The organism is Paenibacillus rhizoplanae (assembly GCF_042684125.1).
In the GTDB taxonomy this organism is placed as follows: domain Bacteria; phylum Bacillota; class Bacilli; order Paenibacillales; family Paenibacillaceae; genus Paenibacillus_AQ; species Paenibacillus_AQ rhizoplanae.
Window position 1 is genome coordinate 1 of sequence record NZ_JBHUKY010000016.1, and the last position, 17775, is coordinate 17775.

The 17775-nt window shown below is 55.3% G+C and carries 14 protein-coding genes; 1 reads left to right on the forward strand and 13 read right to left on the reverse strand.

The window, feature by feature from the left end; translation table 11 throughout:
* A partial coding sequence (locus tag ACFSX3_RS06155; protein WP_379312722.1) for a hypothetical protein occupies positions 1 to 313 on the forward strand: 313 nt, incomplete at its 5' end.
* Positions 314 to 679: 366 nt separating this feature from the next.
* Here the strand turns inward: ACFSX3_RS06155 and ACFSX3_RS06160 are convergent.
* The 13 genes from ACFSX3_RS06160 to ACFSX3_RS06220 form a co-directional block, all read right to left on the reverse strand.
* Positions 680 to 1687, reverse strand: a complete 1008-nt coding sequence (locus tag ACFSX3_RS06160; protein ID WP_209993775.1) for a glycoside hydrolase family 130 protein — start codon at positions 1685 to 1687, stop codon at positions 680 to 682.
* A gap of 70 nt (positions 1688 to 1757) precedes the next feature.
* Entirely contained in the window at positions 1758 to 2594 is an 837-nt protein-coding gene (locus ACFSX3_RS06165; protein WP_209993776.1) for a carbohydrate ABC transporter permease, read from the reverse strand.
* 14 nt (positions 2595 to 2608) lie between these two features.
* A complete protein-coding gene (locus ACFSX3_RS06170) occupies positions 2609 to 3511 on the reverse strand; it encodes a carbohydrate ABC transporter permease (RefSeq protein WP_209993777.1) in 903 nt (300 codons plus the stop codon).
* Between the two features lie 106 nt (positions 3512 to 3617).
* A complete protein-coding gene (locus tag ACFSX3_RS06175; RefSeq protein ID WP_209993778.1) occupies positions 3618 to 5006 on the reverse strand; it encodes an ABC transporter substrate-binding protein in 1389 nt (462 codons plus the stop codon).
* A gap of 172 nt (positions 5007 to 5178) precedes the next feature.
* Positions 5179 to 6810 carry a response regulator gene (locus ACFSX3_RS06180; protein ID WP_209993779.1) on the reverse strand — a complete coding sequence of 544 codons (1632 nt, stop codon included), beginning with the start codon at positions 6808 to 6810 and terminating at the stop codon, positions 5179 to 5181.
* A 3-nt stretch (positions 6811 to 6813) separates the two neighbouring features.
* Positions 6814 to 8622, reverse strand: a complete 1809-nt coding sequence (locus ACFSX3_RS06185) for a cache domain-containing sensor histidine kinase (RefSeq protein WP_209993780.1) — start codon at positions 8620 to 8622, stop codon at positions 6814 to 6816.
* A gap of 181 nt (positions 8623 to 8803) precedes the next feature.
* Positions 8804 to 9811 (reverse strand): glycoside hydrolase family 130 protein, encoded by a 1008-nt coding sequence (locus tag ACFSX3_RS06190; protein WP_209993781.1) that lies wholly within the window; start codon positions 9809 to 9811, stop codon positions 8804 to 8806.
* A gap of 651 nt (positions 9812 to 10462) precedes the next feature.
* Positions 10463 to 11449: an SGNH/GDSL hydrolase family protein gene (locus tag ACFSX3_RS06195; protein ID WP_379312725.1), complete on the reverse strand. Its 987-nt coding sequence runs from the start codon at positions 11447 to 11449 to the stop codon at positions 10463 to 10465.
* A 49-nt stretch (positions 11450 to 11498) separates the two neighbouring features.
* Positions 11499 to 12893 carry an FAD-dependent oxidoreductase gene (locus tag ACFSX3_RS06200; RefSeq protein WP_209993782.1) on the reverse strand — a complete coding sequence of 465 codons (1395 nt, stop codon included), beginning with the start codon at positions 12891 to 12893 and terminating at the stop codon, positions 11499 to 11501.
* Between the two features lie 35 nt (positions 12894 to 12928).
* On the reverse strand, positions 12929 to 13828 hold the full coding sequence (locus ACFSX3_RS06205) for a carbohydrate ABC transporter permease (RefSeq protein ID WP_209993783.1): 900 nt from the start codon (positions 13826 to 13828) through the stop codon (positions 12929 to 12931).
* Positions 13829 to 13841: 13 nt separating this feature from the next.
* A complete protein-coding gene (locus ACFSX3_RS06210) occupies positions 13842 to 14741 on the reverse strand; it encodes a carbohydrate ABC transporter permease (protein ID WP_209993784.1) in 900 nt (299 codons plus the stop codon).
* Between the two features lie 68 nt (positions 14742 to 14809).
* A complete protein-coding gene (locus ACFSX3_RS06215) occupies positions 14810 to 16228 on the reverse strand; it encodes an ABC transporter substrate-binding protein (protein ID WP_209993785.1) in 1419 nt (472 codons plus the stop codon).
* A 144-nt stretch (positions 16229 to 16372) separates the two neighbouring features.
* A complete protein-coding gene (locus tag ACFSX3_RS06220; RefSeq protein WP_209993786.1) occupies positions 16373 to 17596 on the reverse strand; it encodes a glycoside hydrolase family 130 protein in 1224 nt (407 codons plus the stop codon).
* Positions 17597 to 17775: the final 179 nt, after the last annotated feature.

Below are 17775 nucleotides of genomic sequence, written 5' to 3' on the forward strand. Positions count from 1 at the left end.
ACGGATTGTCAAGATTTTTTTGTACAGAAAAAGAGCAGGCTATCTTTTCGATAACCTGCTCTTTTGTTGTTTTTTGACTCTGCATCTTAACTTAATGACATTGGTATTTATACACCTCATTCCTGCCCAGAGGCCGCTTTCGGCTGAATCAGGTGTATTTATACACCTCATTCCTGCCCTGCGCTCGCTTTCGGCCCAATCAGGTGTATTTATACACCTCATTCCTGCCCAATGCCAACTTTCGGCCAATTCAGGTGCATTTCTACACCTCATTCCCGCCCTGCGCCCGCTTTTGGTTAGCGGTGCTGGTTAGGCTCCCCGCTTTGTTGCACCTTTTGCAGGATTTCTCTAAATTGGTTACTGGCTGTGGAGGCATTGTTGCAGCTTTTACAGGAATTTCGGCAATCCGGTGCTAGTTAGAGCTGTATTGTTGCCCTTTGTGCATGATTTCCGCCTTGGTTGCTCCTATGAAGCTATATTGTTGCACTTTATGCACAATCTGCCTACGGTCACTGCTACTGAGCTAGAAATGTTACATTTTAAGCACACTCTGCTCAAGCCGCTCCTACTGAGTTAGAATTGTTGCACTTTATTCCCACTCCATTCGAGCCGACCCTATTGAGCCAGCATCCCCCACTACCGCTCCTGATTCCCGCCTTCAGCCAGCTTGCAACTTTATTTATTCCCCTGCCTCCAGACAAAGCCGGAGCAGATCATCCACATGGGCCGTTGCCAGACATTCCACCGTATCCGCTGCACCGTAATAGATCTTGACCTCGCCGTCAGCCTCCAGAATCATTCCGCCGGGGAAAATCACATGATTGCGGAAGCCCCCGCTGATCTCATAATCCGTCTCCGGTGCCAGCAGCGGCTGTCTGCTCATGCCGATCACCTTGCGGGGGTCCTCCAGATCCAGCAGCATAATTCCGGCGGTGTAGCGCTTCTTCCAGGTGTCTTCCCAACCGTGCTTGCCTCTGGCCGGGTCTACATCCACCGCATGGAAGGTGGTCAGCCAGCCCTTGTCCGTCCGGACGGGAGGCGCGGCTGGACCGACCTTGTCATTGGCAAACGGCACCTGCTCGACGGCGAGCAGCAGGCTGGAGTTGCCCCAATGCACAAGGTCCGGCGACTCGGAGATCCAGGCGTCGAAGCGGTCCCGGCCGCCGCGGCTGTACACCGTGAAGGGACGCTCCAGCCGGACATATTTGCCGCCGATGGGCTCGGGAAACAGCACCATATTGCGCAGGTCCGGTGTAGACAGGCTGAGTACCTCGAAGTGTTCCAGATCATCGGTGACGGCAATTCCGCCGCGGATGCCATGGCGTGTATCCACGGCAAAGCACATATAACAGCGGCCGCCGAGCACGGTCAGGCGCGGGTCGTAGGCACGGATAATTTCCTCATCGTGCATTTTGAACACCGGCTTCGGGCCGGCGGTCCAGCTCAGCCCGTCGTCGCTGTAGGCAATGCCGAGATCTGTGGTGTGGTGCGGCTCAAGCGTCTGATCGGCCAGTGAGCCGTAATCATTGCGGAAGATCATCACATATTTGCCGTTAAATTTCGTTACACCGGCATTGAATACCAGTGCGGTGGGGTAAGGAACCTTCGCTGCATCCAGCACCGGATTGCCCGGATACCTCCGGATGAACGGGGCGGATTGCAGAATCGCCGGAATGTGTAGTGTCATGGGGTGTACCTCCTTAAATGTTGAATGTTGAGTGTTTCATGTTGTCTATAGTCTGTGCAGGACCGGACAGCTACCCCTTCAGGGAACCGGCCGTCATCTGCATGAAGGATTTGTTGGCAAACAGATAGGCGACGAGAATCGGCAGAATGGATAAGCAGGCTCCCGCCATCATGTAGTGGGTCTGGGAAGCGGCCGAAATCCCGTATTTCAGGTTCGCCAGCCCGACAGTCAGCGTCTGCAGCTCCGGCTTCGTCATCGTGAACACGAGCGGCAGCAGATATTCATTCCACGCGCCGCGGAAGGTGAACAGGGCACCTACGCCGAGTCCGGGTCCGAGCAGCGGCAGAATAATCCGCCAGAAGGTGCGTCCGGGAGAGCTGCCGTCCATCAGCGCTGCCTCATCCAGCTCACGGGGAATCCCCTTCATGAAGCTGGAGAGAATGAAGAAGATTGAAGCATGGGCGGAGATCAGAATCAGGATAACCCCCCACAGGCTGCTGTGCAGATGAAGCTTGACCATCAGATCGAACTGCGGACGCAGCACGACCGCCCCTACAGCCACGAACATAGTGAAGGACTGAAGTCCGATATACAATTTTTTGCCGGCAAAATCCATCCGGTCCACCACATAAGCCGCCATGGATGATACCAGCAGCGTGCCGACCACCGCCGCCAGGGAGACCAGCAGGCTGTTCAGCGTATATCTGGAGAAATTCGCCTGCGACCAGGCTTCGCCATAGTTCGAGAAGTGCCAGCTCTCCGGCAGGAAGGTCGCTCCCGCGGTCAGCTCAGCATTGGTCTTGAAGGAGCCCAGGATAGTGATCACAACCGGAATCAGGGTGATAAAAGCAAACGCCAGCAAAAAAATCCACAGGATGATATTGCTCAGTATGGTTCTTAGTCTCATAATAGCCTCTCTCCTCAATCGGTCTGATTCATGCGTCTGGATGCGTAGAAATAAATGAGTGATATCATCCCTACAATGACCGCAGACACAAAGGCAACCGCACTGCCGTATCCGAATTCCTGGACCTGAACAGCCGCGCTGCCCCCGCCGACAGGGAAAAATAATTTGTACAAATACAGGAACATGACCTCTGTCTTGCCTACAGGACCGCCTTCAGTCAGTACCATGATGCTCTCGTAGCCCTTCAGGGCTGTAATGATCGCCAGCATAATAACCATCTGCATGACAGGTCCGAGCATTGGCAGAGTGACATAGCGGAACTGCTGAATTTTCCCTGCCCCGTCCAGGGAAGAGGCTTCATACACATCCTCCGGGATATTCTGCAGACCGGCGAGGAAAAGCAGCATGTAATTGCCGACCGCGCCCCAGGCCGCAACCAGAATGACGGTGAGCATGGCATATTTCGGCCCCAGCCAGTCCACGCCGGAATCCGAGAGACCCGAGCGGATCAGGAACTGGTTGAGAATCCCGTTATATGAGTTAAAGATCGTGAAGAACACTACAGCCATTACGGCGGTACTGATGACGGTCGGCATGAAGAAAATCCCCCGCAGCAGCTGTCTGCCCCGCAGTCCCCGGTTCAATATGGCGGCCAGCAGCAGGGCCAGCGGAATGGTGATCAGCAGCTTGCCGCCTGCATAGACAAACGTATTCACCACCGAATCCCAGAACTGGGTGTCCTTCAGGATGCGGCTGAAATTGGCCAAGCCTGTAAACCGGGCCGTTCCGAACCCTTTGTAATCATAGAACATATAGCGGAATGCCCAGGCAATCGGGTAAATTCCGAGGACTAACGTGAGCAAGGCACTTGGAAAAAGAAAGCTATATGAAAATAAAGCATGTTTCGTTTTGTTCATCTGGTTTCTTCCGGCTCCTCTCCCTTGCGGCCAGAGCAGAGGGATGGGGAAGCTGCTTCCCCATCCCCCGCTATCCCGGCCTGTATCTCTATCCCTAACCTTCTATCTACTTGGCGAACTTGCCGCCCAGAGCGGCGGGATCAAAGCCGGCATCCGGCTCGGCCTTCACGCCGTCATTCGCAATCACACTGTCCAGTGCAGCGTTATAGCGTTTGTTCAGATCAGCGATAATTGCCTTCAGGTCGCCGCCGTTCAGCATATATTTGAAGAAGGCGTCATCCGATTTCATTCCTTCCGGTGCTACAGACGGATAGACCGGCCACACCCCATCGTTCTTGTTCGGCAGGAAGCCTTCAATGCCATTCACATCCGGTGTCTTGGCTGCTGCGCTGACGGATGGAACCATGGAGATACCGAAGCCCTTTTCCTGATAATCCGTCAGCACCTGATCGCCGTACATGAACTCCATGAACTTCCAGGCTGCTTCTTTGTGCTCTGATTTCGAGCTCAGCGCCAGCCATTGTCCTCCGAGGAAGCCGGAAGCCCCCTTCACATTACCGTCGATGGTAGGAACCGGAGCTGCCGCCCAGTCGATCTTGGCCGGGAACTGATTCTTATAGACGCCCGGCTCCGAGGAGTAGGACATATACATTCCGATCTTACCTTCCGCAAACTGTGCCCGCAGCGGATCAATATCCAGCGATTCTACACCCGGCAGCATGCTGCCGTCGTCCTTGATCTGCTTAAAGGCATTGATGATCGGCTCGAAGCCGCTGAAGTCGTAGCGGGCCGTCTTGAAATCATACCCGAAGCCGCCATAGCCGCTCATCTCCGCAATCACCCGTGCCGAACGCGCGAACGCACTGCCGGGGCTCTTGAAGTTAAGGGCGAAGCCGTAAGCGCCGTCCGCTTTGCCGGCTTCTGTCAATTTCTTGGCTGTATCCACCAGCTCCTGCAGGGTAGCCGGCGGATGCTCAATGCCCGCTTTGGCGAACAGTTCCTTGTTGTACACCAGACGCATGGTCGTTCCATAGTTCGGCAGACTGTAACGCTTGCCATCGAATTCGTTCAGATCCGGCATAGCCGGGAATTTCGCCTTCAGCTCATCGCTCAGGAACTCGTCAATCGGAGCTAGAAAGCCTTTTTTGTAGAAGGTCTGGACGGTATTCTCCTTCACCCGGATCACATCCGGCGCATCAGAGGTCTGGAAGGACAGATCAAGTGCGGTATCAAAGTCATCTCCCTTGACGACCAGTTCCACTTCAATCCCGCCCTTATTGGATGCATTGAACTCGGCTACCTTCTCCTTCACAAAATCTGCATCATGGCGGTCGCCTGTCCAGTAGCTGATTTTAGTTTTTTCCCCCGAACCAGCTTTCGCCCCGTCTCCCGTGCCTTCAGCTGCATTGCCGCCGCCACTGTTACCGTTGCCGCAGGCTGCTAAGCCAAGTGCCAGAACTAGGCTCAGAGATGTCATTAGCATACGCTTCATCATTGGTTGTGCCCCCTTATATATCCCTTATGTACTCGCTTACAATCTGATTATAGACGGATTGGCGCATCTGGATAAGGCGGGTAAACCCACATTAAGGGCAGATTTCTGCAGGAGTTAGATACAGACAAGGGAGGTCATTTCCGCCCTGCGGAAATCCCTCCCTTGCTGATGCCTATTCTTTTCCAAGATAATGCAATTTGAACTCGGACGGTGTCATGCCGGTATATTTCTTGAACACCTCGCTGAAATAGCGCCTGTGCTCATACCCGAGATCCTGGGCGATCTCCTGAACCTGCCGGCCGCTAATCAGCATCGCCTTCGCCTTCTCCATCTTCTCATGCATCACATACTGCTGGAACGAAATCCCCTGCACCTTCTTGAACAGATTGGAGAAATACCCCTGGCTGAGGTTAATCTGCTTCGCTACCTGCTCCAGCGACAGCCCTGTATCCAGATGACTATGGATATAAGTGACGGCCTGACGGATAATCCGCGTCGATTCCTGAGAACGGGCCTCCACCACCAGAGCACAGGCCTCCCGGCACAGCCAGGACAGCAGGTCCCGGATATCCTGCAGGGAAGGATGCACCTGGTTCTTCATGGCGGCAATTCTGAGTTCCAGCGGCTCCACCTGCCCGTAAGGGAACTGCTCCAGCAGAACGCGGCAGATCCTGAAGCTCAGCTCAAAGCCGACGCTTTCAACATAACGCGGCTCGGGCAAAAGCCCGCTGTCCAGCAGCTCCGCGAACAGCTGGTCCAGCATCTGCAGGCTTTTGGCGGAATTGCCGGAACGCAGGGCGAACAACAGCTCCTGCTCGGCGGCAGCGGAATAGCTGTGGAGCGAGAGTGGTTTATTCTCGATATTACTATAATGATATACACCGTTGCCTCCGGTATAGAAATGATATCCCAGAGCGCTAAGCGCCTGCCTGTAAGCCGTACCCAGCTCCTGAATCGCCGCCGTGCCCAGGCCCACGCCAATAGAAATGGTATGTCGGGAGAAGCGGCTTACATTCATGCAGCAAGCCTCCGTTATCAGCGCGGCGGTGTCCGGGTCCGAGCCGTTCATGATGCAGACGTACCGGTCTGTCGCCTCCCGGATAATAACGCCGCGGGTCAGGGCGGAAATCGTCTCTTCGAGAATATTATGCAGGCTGAACCTTAGCAGCTCGACCTCCTGCACAGGCTGGCCGCTCAGCTTCTCCGCGAAATGATCAATCTCGGCGACAAACACGAAGAAATCATGCTGGTTCAGCGGGATATCGAGATAGGCCCAGCGGGAACGGGCATCCGATTCTGTCGTCTGGTGGTGCAGCAGGAAGGTGAGATATTCCTGGCGGAGAATAGGCAGACTTTCCCTGATTTTGCTCTCCATCACAGCAAGTCTGGCAGTCTCCTGACGCTCCTCCCGGCACAGCTCCCTGGCCTTCAGCACTGCATTCACAATCTCCTCCAGGGAAAAGGGCTTCTTCACGAAATCAAGCGCCCCCAGCCGGATGGCTTCCTGGGCATAAGAGAACTCCGAGTAGGCGCTGAGGATAATAATTTTGCAGTCCGGCAGCACCTCCAGAATTGCCCGGGTCATCTGCAGGCCGTCCATTCTTGGCATCTTGATATCCGTCAGCACAATGTCCGGCCGGGTCTCGCCGATAATCCGTAGCCCCGCTTCCCCGTCAAGCGCCGTACCGGCGACCTCAATACCGTGCTCCTGCCATGGCGGCTTGCGCGAGACCATGTCCACCACACTTTTGATATCGTCAATTACACATAATTTGAACCTTTCCGGCTCCAGCTTCCGGTCCATCCTTCAACTCTCCTCCCTAGGCGGAATCCACAGATCCATCCGTGATCCCTTACATGGTTCGCCGCCAACGTCCATACGGGCTTCAGCCCCGTAATACAAGGCCAGCCGGTGCCTGATGTTGAACAGGGCATAGCCCTTCCTGGACTTCGGTGCCCTGACCATCCCCTGCCTGACCCGTGCAGGATCAAGCCCCCGCCCGTTGTCGGTAATGCTAATATGCAGCAGCCCCTGCTCCCGGCTGACCGCGATGTCTATCCTGCCTCCTATTGTCCGGTCGCTGAATCCATGCTGAATGCTGTTCTCCACCACCGGCTGCAGGATAATCTTCGGCAGCAGGCAGGACAGCAGGGCCTCGTCCTCTACCGTCACCGTGTATTCGAACAGACCTTCATAGCATTTCTGCTGAATAGCGAAATACTGCCGCATGTGGGACAGCTCATCCGCAAGGGTAATCAGATCCTTGCCGCCGCTGAGCCCGATCTGGAACATCTGTGACAACGACAGGATCATCTCGTTCACATCGTCATTCTCGCCCATGACCGATTTGCAATAGATGGTATTGAGTGTATTGTACAGAAAGTGCGGCTCCATCTGCGCCGTAAGGGCACGGATCTCTGCATGCCGCTTGTCCTCCTCCTTGCTCTTCACATCCGCGATCAGCGTCTTAATCTCCGACATCATCCGGTTAAACTGAAAGCCGACCTGGGCAACCTCGTCCTCATAACGGCTCTCATACACCACACTGAGCTGGTTCTCTTCGACTCTGCGCATCAGCCGCCGCAGCTTGAACAGAGGCTTCAGCAGCGCAGATGTCAGCTGATTGGAGATCAGCCAGGTGGCCAGCAGGAAGACAACGATGACATAGAGGGTGATGCGCTGCACCCGCTGCAGCTTGCCCAGCAGCTGGTCCCGCGACTGCATGCCGGAGATGATCCAGTCGGGTGATGAGGCTGAGCTTGTATAATTAACCAGATATTCCTTGCCGCCATAGCTGTAATAGTGATCCTGCGGATCGGCTGCTTTCCCGGCTTCGGCAAGCACCGGCTTCCAGGGGAACCTGCCCCGGAACGGCCAGCGGGACTCCACCACCGCCTCTCCCTCCCTGCTTACCAGATAATAATTCCTCCCTGCTTGTGCTCCGCCAGTGTTCAACAGCTCATCTATCCGGCCCTCCCTGATATTGACTACAATAAATACATTGCTGATCGGCGTGTAAGGGTATTCATAAATTCCCCGGACTACGAAGGAGACCACCCGCTGGCTGCCCGTGAACAACCGGTCATAATGTCCTTTGGCCCAATAGCCGCCCGGCTGCTCCTTGCTCAGATCATATAATTCCGAGCCGTAGAACGAGTTGTCCTGCGCCCGGATCTGCGTAGTGGAATAGAAATCGCCAATCGGGGTAACGATCAGCACATTCTCAATGATCGGCTGATTGAACGTTGCCTGGGAGAGCACATATTGCAGATCCGACAGATGCACATAATAATTCGACACATCATGGCTGAACACATCGAGCATCATCTTGCGGTATGCATCGCTCAGCATCAGGGACTGCACGGACAGCGCCACATCATTCAGGCGGGAATCCAGCAGCTGTGCCGTCTTGCTTACAGTCTCCCGGCTGCCGGCGTAGGCATTATCCTCGATCTCCTGCGCGGCAATCCAATACGAGAAGCTGCCCATTGCACCGATGGACAGCGTGATCAGCACGATGAACGAGAACAGAATCCTCTGTTTGATGGATATCCGGTAATACCTGCCGGCGATCTGCCGCCGGAGCTTGCGGCCATAGTCTGTGAATGTATTCATGGTTCCCCCTTCTTGAGCATGTATCACCCTACGATTGTCGACTCTGGTCCCTTGTACCATACGGCTGCTCCAGCCCGGCGTCAAGACAGGACATGATTATTTAGCGGATTCCGCTGATTATTATGAAAAAGGCAGGGGCCCCCGTATAACGGAAGGTCCCCTGCCTATATAACCGGTCTAATTATCCCTTTGGCTCCAGACAGAGCCGGAGCAGATCATCCACATGGGCCGTGGCCAGGCATTCCACAGTATCGGCTGCACCGTAATAGATCTTGACCTCCCCTGTATCCTCCAGGATCATCCCGCCGGGAAAAATCACATCGTTACGGAAGCCGCCTGCCGTTTCATACACCGCCTCCGGCACCAGCAGCGGAGCTGCCGCCCGGCCAATAATCCGGCTGGGATCTTCAAGATCCAGCAGCATAATTCCGGCGGTGTAGCGCTTCTTCCAGGTATCCTCCCAGCCGTTTTTACCTCGGGCAGGGTCGAGGTCCACCGCATGGAAGGTGGTTAACCAGCCCTTGTCCGTCTTAACCGGAGGCGCGCCGGGACCTACCTTATCGTTGGCATAAGCCACTTGCTCCACGGCCAGCAGCAGCTTATGGTTCCCCCAGTACTTCAGATCGGGAGAATCGCTCATCCACATATCGAAGCGGTCGCGGCCGCCCCGGCTGTAGACCGGAAGCGGGCGCTCCAGCCTTACATACTTGCCTCCGATCATCTCCGGGAACAATACCATGTTGCGGTTATCCGGCAGCGACAGGCTTAGCACTTCAAACGAACTGAAATCGTCAGTAACGGCGATCCCGCCGCGCAGCCCGTGACGCGTATCAACAGCGAAGCACATATAGCAGCGGTCACCGACGACACTCAAGCGCGGGTCATACACCCGGACCACCTCTTCATCATCCCAGGACCAGCAAGGCTCCGGCTGTACCTCCCAATGGACGCCGTCATCGCTGAAGGCAAGGCCCAGATTAGTCGTATGATGGGGAGCCACGATTCCCTTGCTCTCATCCCCGTAATCATTGCGGAACACCATGACATATCTGCCCTTAAATTTCGTCACCCCGGCGTTGAATACCATGGCCGGTCCATAGGGTACATCCGAAGGCTTCAGAATCGGGTTAAGCGGATGCCGGACCATCACCGGACTTGAAGTCAGCTTTCCTGTTGCCAGATCGTTCATTGTGCATGTTCTCCTTTGTAATTTTGATAGATGAAAGCGCAATCAGTGTCTTTGCAACCCTATTATGCATCATCTTGAATAGTTAAGCTATATTATGTTCACATGAAATCTTCCATTGTCAGCTAGCAGAGCATTAGAGAACAAGGACTGAATTTAGTTAATAATTATGGTAACGTTAAAGTTGCATTTGAACCGAGTATTCGGCGATAGTTGTATTCTGTACATCTAAAAACCGTGAAAAGAAAGGTTCGCCTCTTCTAGCCTATTGCTGGTACTTAATCGGGTCATAGCAAACCCTCAGAGTGAGATTGGATGCTCTACTGGTGCAGCATCAGATTTAATATTGTGAATATGGGACCATTACCGGACCTTAACGAGCTAGCGTCTCATTCGCACAGCAGTCATTCGGATGCTTAGGCGCTGGAACGATAGTAACTGCATTTTGTACATTAGAATACTGTAAAAAAGGCATAGAATCTCATTTTACGGTCAGCAATCCATTTTCTATTGCAGGAAATACAATCACCTACTTGAATGTAAGAGCAGAAAGCGGTAACGGGTGCAGGATCAGCCCAACATCTAGCTTGATGTTCATGCTCAGCCTTTAACACCCCTGAGGTCCATTCTTACAGTTCTAAATCTGATGTTCTACTATTGCAGCATCTCGCCCCGAAGAGCAGCCGCCAGCCTGCCGCTGAAGCGGCTGCCCAGCAGCTCGTAGCCTTCGGGACCTGGGTGCAGGCCATCGGTCAGCAGGTTCCCGTCCGCCGGACCGAACCACTCCAGACCATCCAGGTAATGCAGACGGCGGTCTCCCCGCGCCCGCAGCAGCTTCACCGTATCCACGATCTCCCGGCGCATCAGCGGCAGGGTGAACCCGAGCGGATTCTCCTCTGTCTCACGCTTCGTTCCGTATATAGGCGAGATGATAACTATAGGTGTCTCTGTATGCTTCTCCCGGATGGTCTCCAGCAGACCGATCAGCAGCGGCTTGAACATCCGCGGGCTGGAGGACGCTGCGCCATAGATGTTCACGCCAACGCACAAGGTAATCAGGTCGGCTGGCAGATCACGGATAAGCCAGCCCGCCATCGGCTCCATCAGGCAGTTGCCGGAGAAGCCGAGATTGGTCAAGTGATAGCCGATTTCCCCGGCGGCGATCACCGGCCAGGTGCGCGACGGGCCCCGAGCCGCCACACACTGGGTAATCGAGCTTCCATACGTCACCCAGCGGGGCCGCAGGTCCGCCAGCGGTTCGGCAACAGCATCATCATCAATGGCAAGACCGCTTACCGTCATACCGTTATTCTGCGGCAGATAGATTTCCAGCTTCTTCTCACCAGGGGGAAGCCCGGTGAAGCGGGCCTCCCCCGCCCCCGCAGCAAGCCGTAGCGTCTGGACCAGCAGGCCGTCAGCAACGCAATCCAGCGAGGCGTCCTCCGCAAGCGGTTCAAACCAGAGAAGGAGGGTCTCGGAGCCGGTGGACAGCCGCAGCCGGACACCGGCGCAGATCTCCGCCTTGCCGCCGATACCCTCCGGCGGATACAGATCATAGTCCCGGAAGGGAATCCGCCAGGGCTTGATTCCCTGCTGCCGGTGCTCCAGTGAGACCGCCCCGTGAAACCACTCCTCCTGCAAAGGAAGCCTCCTCACGTTTTTCACGCTGTTCTCGTTCTTAACGCTGTTCTCATTCTTCACTGCGACTGCCCCGCTCCCCATCCTGAGCCGTTGCCCCAGGAACGAAATTCTCCCCGAGCCACACATCCTGTTCCAGCAGGCGCTGCTGAAGCTCAGGAACTGAGATGCTACGGGAATCCGTGTTGTCCTGGAGCGCAAGGGTTGCTGCCGTGCCGCAGGCCTGGCCCATCGAGAAGCAGTTCGGCATTACACGCAGTGAGCCTTGCACCGCCCGGTCCGAGGATACTGAACGTCCCGCCACCCATAGATTGCGGATGCCTACCGGAAGCATCACCCGGTAAGGCACACCGTGGGAGACTCCCGGCGGCAGATGATTGAAGGTCATATCACTCTTGCTTGTCGCCAAGTGGATATCAATGTAATAAGCATTGCGGGCGATATCGTCAGGGAAAGAATGCGCTGCCAGGAAGTCGTCCACAGTCAGCGTATAATCCCCCTGGATGCGCCGCGTCTCCCGGATGCCAAGCTGCTCTCCGCTTGCCACCAGATGCGCCTGCTCGAAGCCGGGCACATATCTCTGGAAGAATTCAAGCTGCCGCAGCACCGTCCGGCGGCCTTCAATGGCTCCGCGTGTAAGGTCCTCGGCCTTCGTTCCGTCCACCCCGAAGACATGGCCGAAGTTAACGCCGACCAAATGATCACTCACCCAGGCCAGGCCGGAGATCGATTTGCGGCCTTCCGGCAGCGCACCTTCCAGGATGGCCTGCTCCACGGTCCGGTGCAATTGACCTGTATCTCCAGTCTCCGCCAGGAAGCGGCTGAAGCTTGGCCGGTCCACATTCGCCAGCAGATAACACATGCTGCCCGGCTGAAGCTCCCCGTCATCGTCCCCCTTCTGGAACGGCACGCCCGCCAGGGCAGCAATGTCGCCGTCGCCAGTGCAGTCGATGATATAACGGCAGCGGATGAAGGACCTCCCGGATTTGTTGACAATCATTACACCCTCTATTGTCTGCCCGTCTGAAGACCGCACCACATCGTAGACAAAGGTGTGGAACAGCGGCGTCACACCACTCTCCAGCACAGCGCTGTCATAGACGCGCTTCAACACTTCAGGATCAATCGGCACCCAGTCCAGCTGCTCGCGGTATTCCTCCTGATACTCCGGATCACAAGCCTGCTTCATCCGCTCCATCAGCTTCAGGCCGAGGCCGCGGATAATCGGCTTAACCTTGTCTGTATAGGGACAGAAGGCAGGCACCAGCGCCACGGTGCCCATTCCGCCCAGATACCCGCGCTGCTCCACGATCATGGTGTTTGCTCCGCCTTCGGCAGCCGAGATGGCGGCGGCAATTCCTGCCGCCCCGCCGCCGATGACCAGCACATCCACCTCGCGGGAGACAGGCACCTCTGCCTGCGGCACTGTAATATGTCCGTAATTCATCGTTATCCTCCTATACGCTTTATCTTTAGATTTGATTACCCCTTCACCGAACCCGCCGTCACCTGGATGAAGGTCTTGTTCGCCAGAATATACGCCAGCAGCATCGGCAGAATGGACAGGCAGGCCCCGGCCATCATCAGATGAATCTGCATCGCAGCGGAGGAGCCGTAGCGGAGATTCGCCAGCCCGACTGTCAGCGTCTGCAGCTTCGGATTGGTCATCGTGAACACCAGCGGCAGAATGTATTCGTTCCAGGCATGGCGGAAGGCGAATAATCCAGCCACCCCAAGCCCCGGAGTCAGCAGCGGCAGAATGATGCGGAAGAAGGTGCGGATGAAGCCCGAGCCGTCCACCATCGCCGCTTCATCAAGCTCCCGGGGGATCGCTTTGAAGAAGCCCTGCAGCATGAAGAAAGTGCTGGAATGGGCGCTGACCAGAATCAGAATAACCCCCCACAGCGTAGTATTCAGATTCAGCGCAACCATCAGATCGAACTGCGGGCGCAGGACGATGGCCCCGACCGAAATGAACATCATGGACGCCTGCACCGTTACATAGATCCTTTTCCCCGGAAAATCACGCCGGTCCACCACATAAGCAGCCATTGAGGCCACCAGCAGTGTTCCTACTGTCACCATCACACTCATAAAAGCGCTGTTCCAGGTATAGCGGGCGAAATTGGCCTGCTTCCAGGCTTCGGCATAGTTGCTGAATTGCAGCTTCGCCGGAAGCAGGCTGCCGCCGGTCATCATCTCGGCCCCGGTCTTCAAGGAACCGGTCAGCGTCATCAGCAGCGGAAACAGGGTCAGGACCGCCGTTGCCAGCAGGAAGAGCCACATCACGGTCCGGGTCACTATTCGCCCGGCAGAACCGGGCGTCCGGTCAGCAGTCTGCGGCCGCCCTGCCGGCTGCTTGGATATCACAGATTCGTTCATTTGGATAAGCCTCCTAATACACCTTGTTCATTTTGCGGCTGAAGAAGAAATACAGGCCGGTTACCGCTCCGACAATCACGGCGGTGGCGAAGCCCACGGCGCTGCCGTAGCCGAGCTGCTGCGTTACTGGTGAACCGGTGGATACAGGGAACAGCAGCTTGTAGAGATAGAGATACATGACTTCTGTTCTGCCGATCGGTCCGCCTTCGGTGATGACCATGATGCTCTCATAGCCCTTCAGGGAAGCGATAATCGCCAGCATAATGACCATCTGGGCTACCGGAGCCAGCATCGGAAGCGTAATATTCCAGAAGCGTCTTCCGGCGTTCGCTCCGTCGATGGCCGCGCTCTCGTACAGGTCCTGCGGAATGCTCTGCAGCCCGGCGAGAAAGAGCAGCATATAGTTCCCGACTGCACCCCACACAGCCACAATAATGACCGTCAGCATCGCATGCTTCGGACCGAGCCAGTCAACCGGCTGGGAGACGAGATGCAGCTTCATCAGAACTGTGTTAACCATGCCGTTATAGGAATTGAAGATGTTATAAAAAACAACGGAAATGACCGCAGTGCTAATGACCGTCGGCATGAAATAAATGCCCCGGAGCAAGTTGGACCCGCGCAATCTGCCGTTAAGAATAACAGCCAGCAGCAGCGACAGCGGCAGAGTCAGCAGCAGCTTCCCTCCGGCAAAGATAAAGGTATTGCGCACCGATTCCCAGAACAGGGTATCCCGCAGCAGACGGCTGAAATTGTCCAGCCCGGTAAACAGCGCCTCGCCGTATCCGGCATAATCATAGAACATATAGCGCAGCATCCAGATCAGAGGATAGATGCCGAGCGTGAGTGTCAGAATGACGCTAGGTGCCAAGAACAGGGAGTTCTCCCCAAGTCTTTTCCATTTATAGATCATGATTGGTCTCCTTCAAGGATAGCAAAGGGGCTGATCCGGGAAACCCGTACAAGCCCCTCTGTAACCCGTTATTCTCCCTGCGGCTTCATTGGATCAAACGCCGGGTCCGGCGTAACGGTAACCTCGCCCTTCTCCACTGCTTTGGACAATGCGTCATTGTATCTTGTATTCAGATCAGCAGCTATGGCCTTAGCATCCCCGCCCGAGAGCATATATTTGAAGAAAGCATCCGCATAGGTAGCGCCTTCCGGCGTGACGTTCGGCGCAGCAGGCCAGAGTGAGTCATGCTCACCGACCAGGAAGCCTTCCATACCGCCAATTTCCGGCTTCTTGGCCTGCTCCACAATGCTCGGCACCACCGCAATCCCGAAGCCCTTCTCGTGATACGTCTTCAGAATATCGTCGCCATACATGTACTGCATGAATTTCCAGGCGGCCTCCTGATGTGCCGATTTCGCGCTGATCCCGAGCCAGGTACCGGCGGATACGATCTCCGAGGTTCCCTTAATCTGCCCGTCCAACGTAGGGGCCAGCGTACCTGCCCAGTTGATCTCTGTCGGGAACTGGTCCTGGTATACGCCCGGCTCCGTCGAGAAGCTGAGGTACATGCCGATTTTGCCTGCGGCAAATTGGGCGCGCAGCGGGTCGATATCCAGTGTCTCCGCCCCCGGCAGAATACTTCTGTCTTCGTACATCTGCTTGAAATACTCGATAACCTGAGAGTAAGGCGCGAAGTCGAACTGGCCTGTCTTCAGGTCAAAGCCAAGGCCCTGGTAGCCGCTCAAGGAGAGAATCTCGCGGATCGAACGGTCAAAGGCCGCCTTCGGGCTTTTGAAGTTCAGCGCGAAGCCGTATACGCCCTCCGATTTGCCGGCTTCGGTAATTTTTTTGGCGTCATCAACCATTTCCTGCAGTGATACCGGAGGATTCGCGATGCCCGCTTTGGCAAAGAGATCCTTGTTGTAGATCAGACGCAGGGTGAGGCCCGTATTGGCCAAAGAATACACCTTGCCGTCAAAACGGTTGACATTGTCAATCAGCAGACTGCCGAATTTCGTTTTGATCTCATCGGTCAGGTGACCGTCAATCGGAGCCAGATAGCCTTTTTTGACAAATTCGGGGGTATTGCCGCTCTTCAGACGCAGGATATCCGGTGCCTGGTTGCTGGTGAAGGCAATGTCAACGCTCTGCGCGTAATTCTCAGACATGACTGTCAGTTCCACCTGGATATTCTCGCCGTTCGTCTCATTGAACTTGTTGATCAGTTCCTTGATATATTCCTGGTCATGACGGTCATCCGTCCAGTACTTAAGCTGTACCGGCTCGCCTGTTTCTGCTGCGGCCGAAGCTGCGGGACTTGCTGTTGCCGCTCCGGGTGTTCCCTCTGCTGCACCACCGCTCTTGTTATTGTTCCCGTTCCCGCCGCAGCCGGCGATTCCGGCGGCCAGCATGAGGCTCAGGCTGAGGCCCAACCATTTTTTCTGCATACGTTCTACCCCTTTGATTAACATTTGTATTGTGAGCTCGTTCTCTATTATAGGCCACCCCGCCTGCCAAAGGAGTGCGGCAGACTCACTCTTGAGGGACAGAATTCTATTCTTTGCGGCAGGCGGCAGCGGCGGGCTCTTCCGTTACAGCAGAATGCCGTTCTCATCAAATGTCCGGATATACTCCAATAATTTCGCAAAATGAACCCAGGCGATGCCAACCTTCTGATCCGCAGCGCCATAAGACATGATTAAATCCTCCCCCATAACAATACCACCCGTGGTAAACAGACAAGGCGTAGGGTAATCCTCCGGCATCTCCCAATCCCGCTCGGCATACATCAGACGGTCGGAGCAGCGGTGGACAATGACCGGGAAATCATTCTCCTGCTCCCGGAGGATCATGAAGGACTGTGTATATCCAAACTGCACATTCTTCTTCGCATGATAAGCCACCAGCCACTCCTGATTCCCAAGGGCTATAGGCGGCCAGCTTGCCCCCACACGGTTATCCTCCCAATCAAAGAGAGGACTGGCCAGCAGCCGGTGGACTGCCGCAGGTGAAGCGAAATCCGCAATCGATTCTGCCGCTGCCAGATAGATAGAAGGCTTGCCCGCCCGCTCCCCTCCGGCAAAAGGAAGGACATTCATCGGCCGGTGCAGCATCAGATATTGCCATTTACCGGCAATCCTCATCTGCTCAGGAAACAGGAACACATCACGGTTATCGCTGACATGCCCCTCGGTAAGCGGGCCTACATACACGAAAGCGTCTTCATATTTCCTCTCCTTCAACTTGGCTAAATTCAGCTTGTACAGAACGCTGACCGTATCATTCGCCCGGGCCGATTGAATGAACGGGTCCGTCTTCTCTCCTGCAAAGATCCAATCGGGCACATATTCAAAGCGCGTCTGGACCAGAGGCTGCTGGCTGCTAAGCCAGTAAGGGCCAGGGGGAAAGGCCCGGCAGGCCACCGTGACATACAGCTCGTTCCCGATATAAAAGATACGTGGGTCTTCCACACAGCCGTTGGCATAATTCCACACCCTGTTTCCGTAAATATCCATGATGTACAATTCATCCTCTTCATACCCGAGGGCCGGAGCCAGAGCAGGTTTTGAAAAGTCTGCCTCCCAGGTCTCTCCCCGATCCCTGCTCCGCGCATAGCCCAAAAAAATCGGATAGGGATCATGACAGCCCTCTCTTCTCTTCTGCGGCCACGGGCCGGTTGCCCGAAACAGCATATGAATGTCATCCGAGTCAGGGTCCTGAATGATCGCCGGATTCAGAACCATTTTGTCCGCCCAGTCACAGCCTGGTACAGGTTCAAGCGCCGGTTTGTCCAAATAGCGAAATTGTGGTTTCATAGTTCCTCCTGGTCTGCCTCCTGAAGCAGGGGCATATTCCGTTTTTCAGCAATCAACTTATCATAGGCCATCCGCGAATTCAAAAGACTTTTCCCCTGAAAACGGACTTTCGGACAAAACAGTAAGATCCGTCAACTGAATCAGGAAGATCCATCATTCACGCGGGTCCGGGCAGCGGC

Coding starts and splice junctions, on each gene's coding strand:
- ACFSX3_RS06165 (WP_209993776.1), bottom strand. CDS start 2,594: ATGAGACTAAGAACCATACTGAGCAATATCATCCTGTGGATTTTTTTG.
- ACFSX3_RS06215 (WP_209993785.1), bottom strand. CDS start 16,228: ATGCAGAAAAAATGGTTGGGCCTCAGCCTGAGCCTCATGCTGGCCGCC.
- ACFSX3_RS06205 (WP_209993783.1), bottom strand. CDS start 13,828: ATGAACGAATCTGTGATATCCAAGCAGCCGGCAGGGCGGCCGCAGACT.
- ACFSX3_RS06185 (WP_209993780.1), bottom strand. CDS start 8,622: ATGAATACATTCACAGACTATGGCCGCAAGCTCCGGCGGCAGATCGCC.
- ACFSX3_RS06160 (WP_209993775.1), bottom strand. CDS start 1,687: ATGACACTACACATTCCGGCGATTCTGCAATCCGCCCCGTTCATCCGG.
- ACFSX3_RS06210 (WP_209993784.1), bottom strand. CDS start 14,741: ATGATCTATAAATGGAAAAGACTTGGGGAGAACTCCCTGTTCTTGGCA.
- ACFSX3_RS06220 (WP_209993786.1), bottom strand. CDS start 17,596: ATGAAACCACAATTTCGCTATTTGGACAAACCGGCGCTTGAACCTGTA.
- ACFSX3_RS06170 (WP_209993777.1), bottom strand. CDS start 3,511: ATGAACAAAACGAAACATGCTTTATTTTCATATAGCTTTCTTTTTCCA.
- ACFSX3_RS06200 (WP_209993782.1), bottom strand. CDS start 12,893: ATGAATTACGGACATATTACAGTGCCGCAGGCAGAGGTGCCTGTCTCC.
- ACFSX3_RS06175 (WP_209993778.1), bottom strand. CDS start 5,006: ATGATGAAGCGTATGCTAATGACATCTCTGAGCCTAGTTCTGGCACTT.
- ACFSX3_RS06180 (WP_209993779.1), bottom strand. CDS start 6,810: ATGGACCGGAAGCTGGAGCCGGAAAGGTTCAAATTATGTGTAATTGAC.
- ACFSX3_RS06190 (WP_209993781.1), bottom strand. CDS start 9,811: ATGAACGATCTGGCAACAGGAAAGCTGACTTCAAGTCCGGTGATGGTC.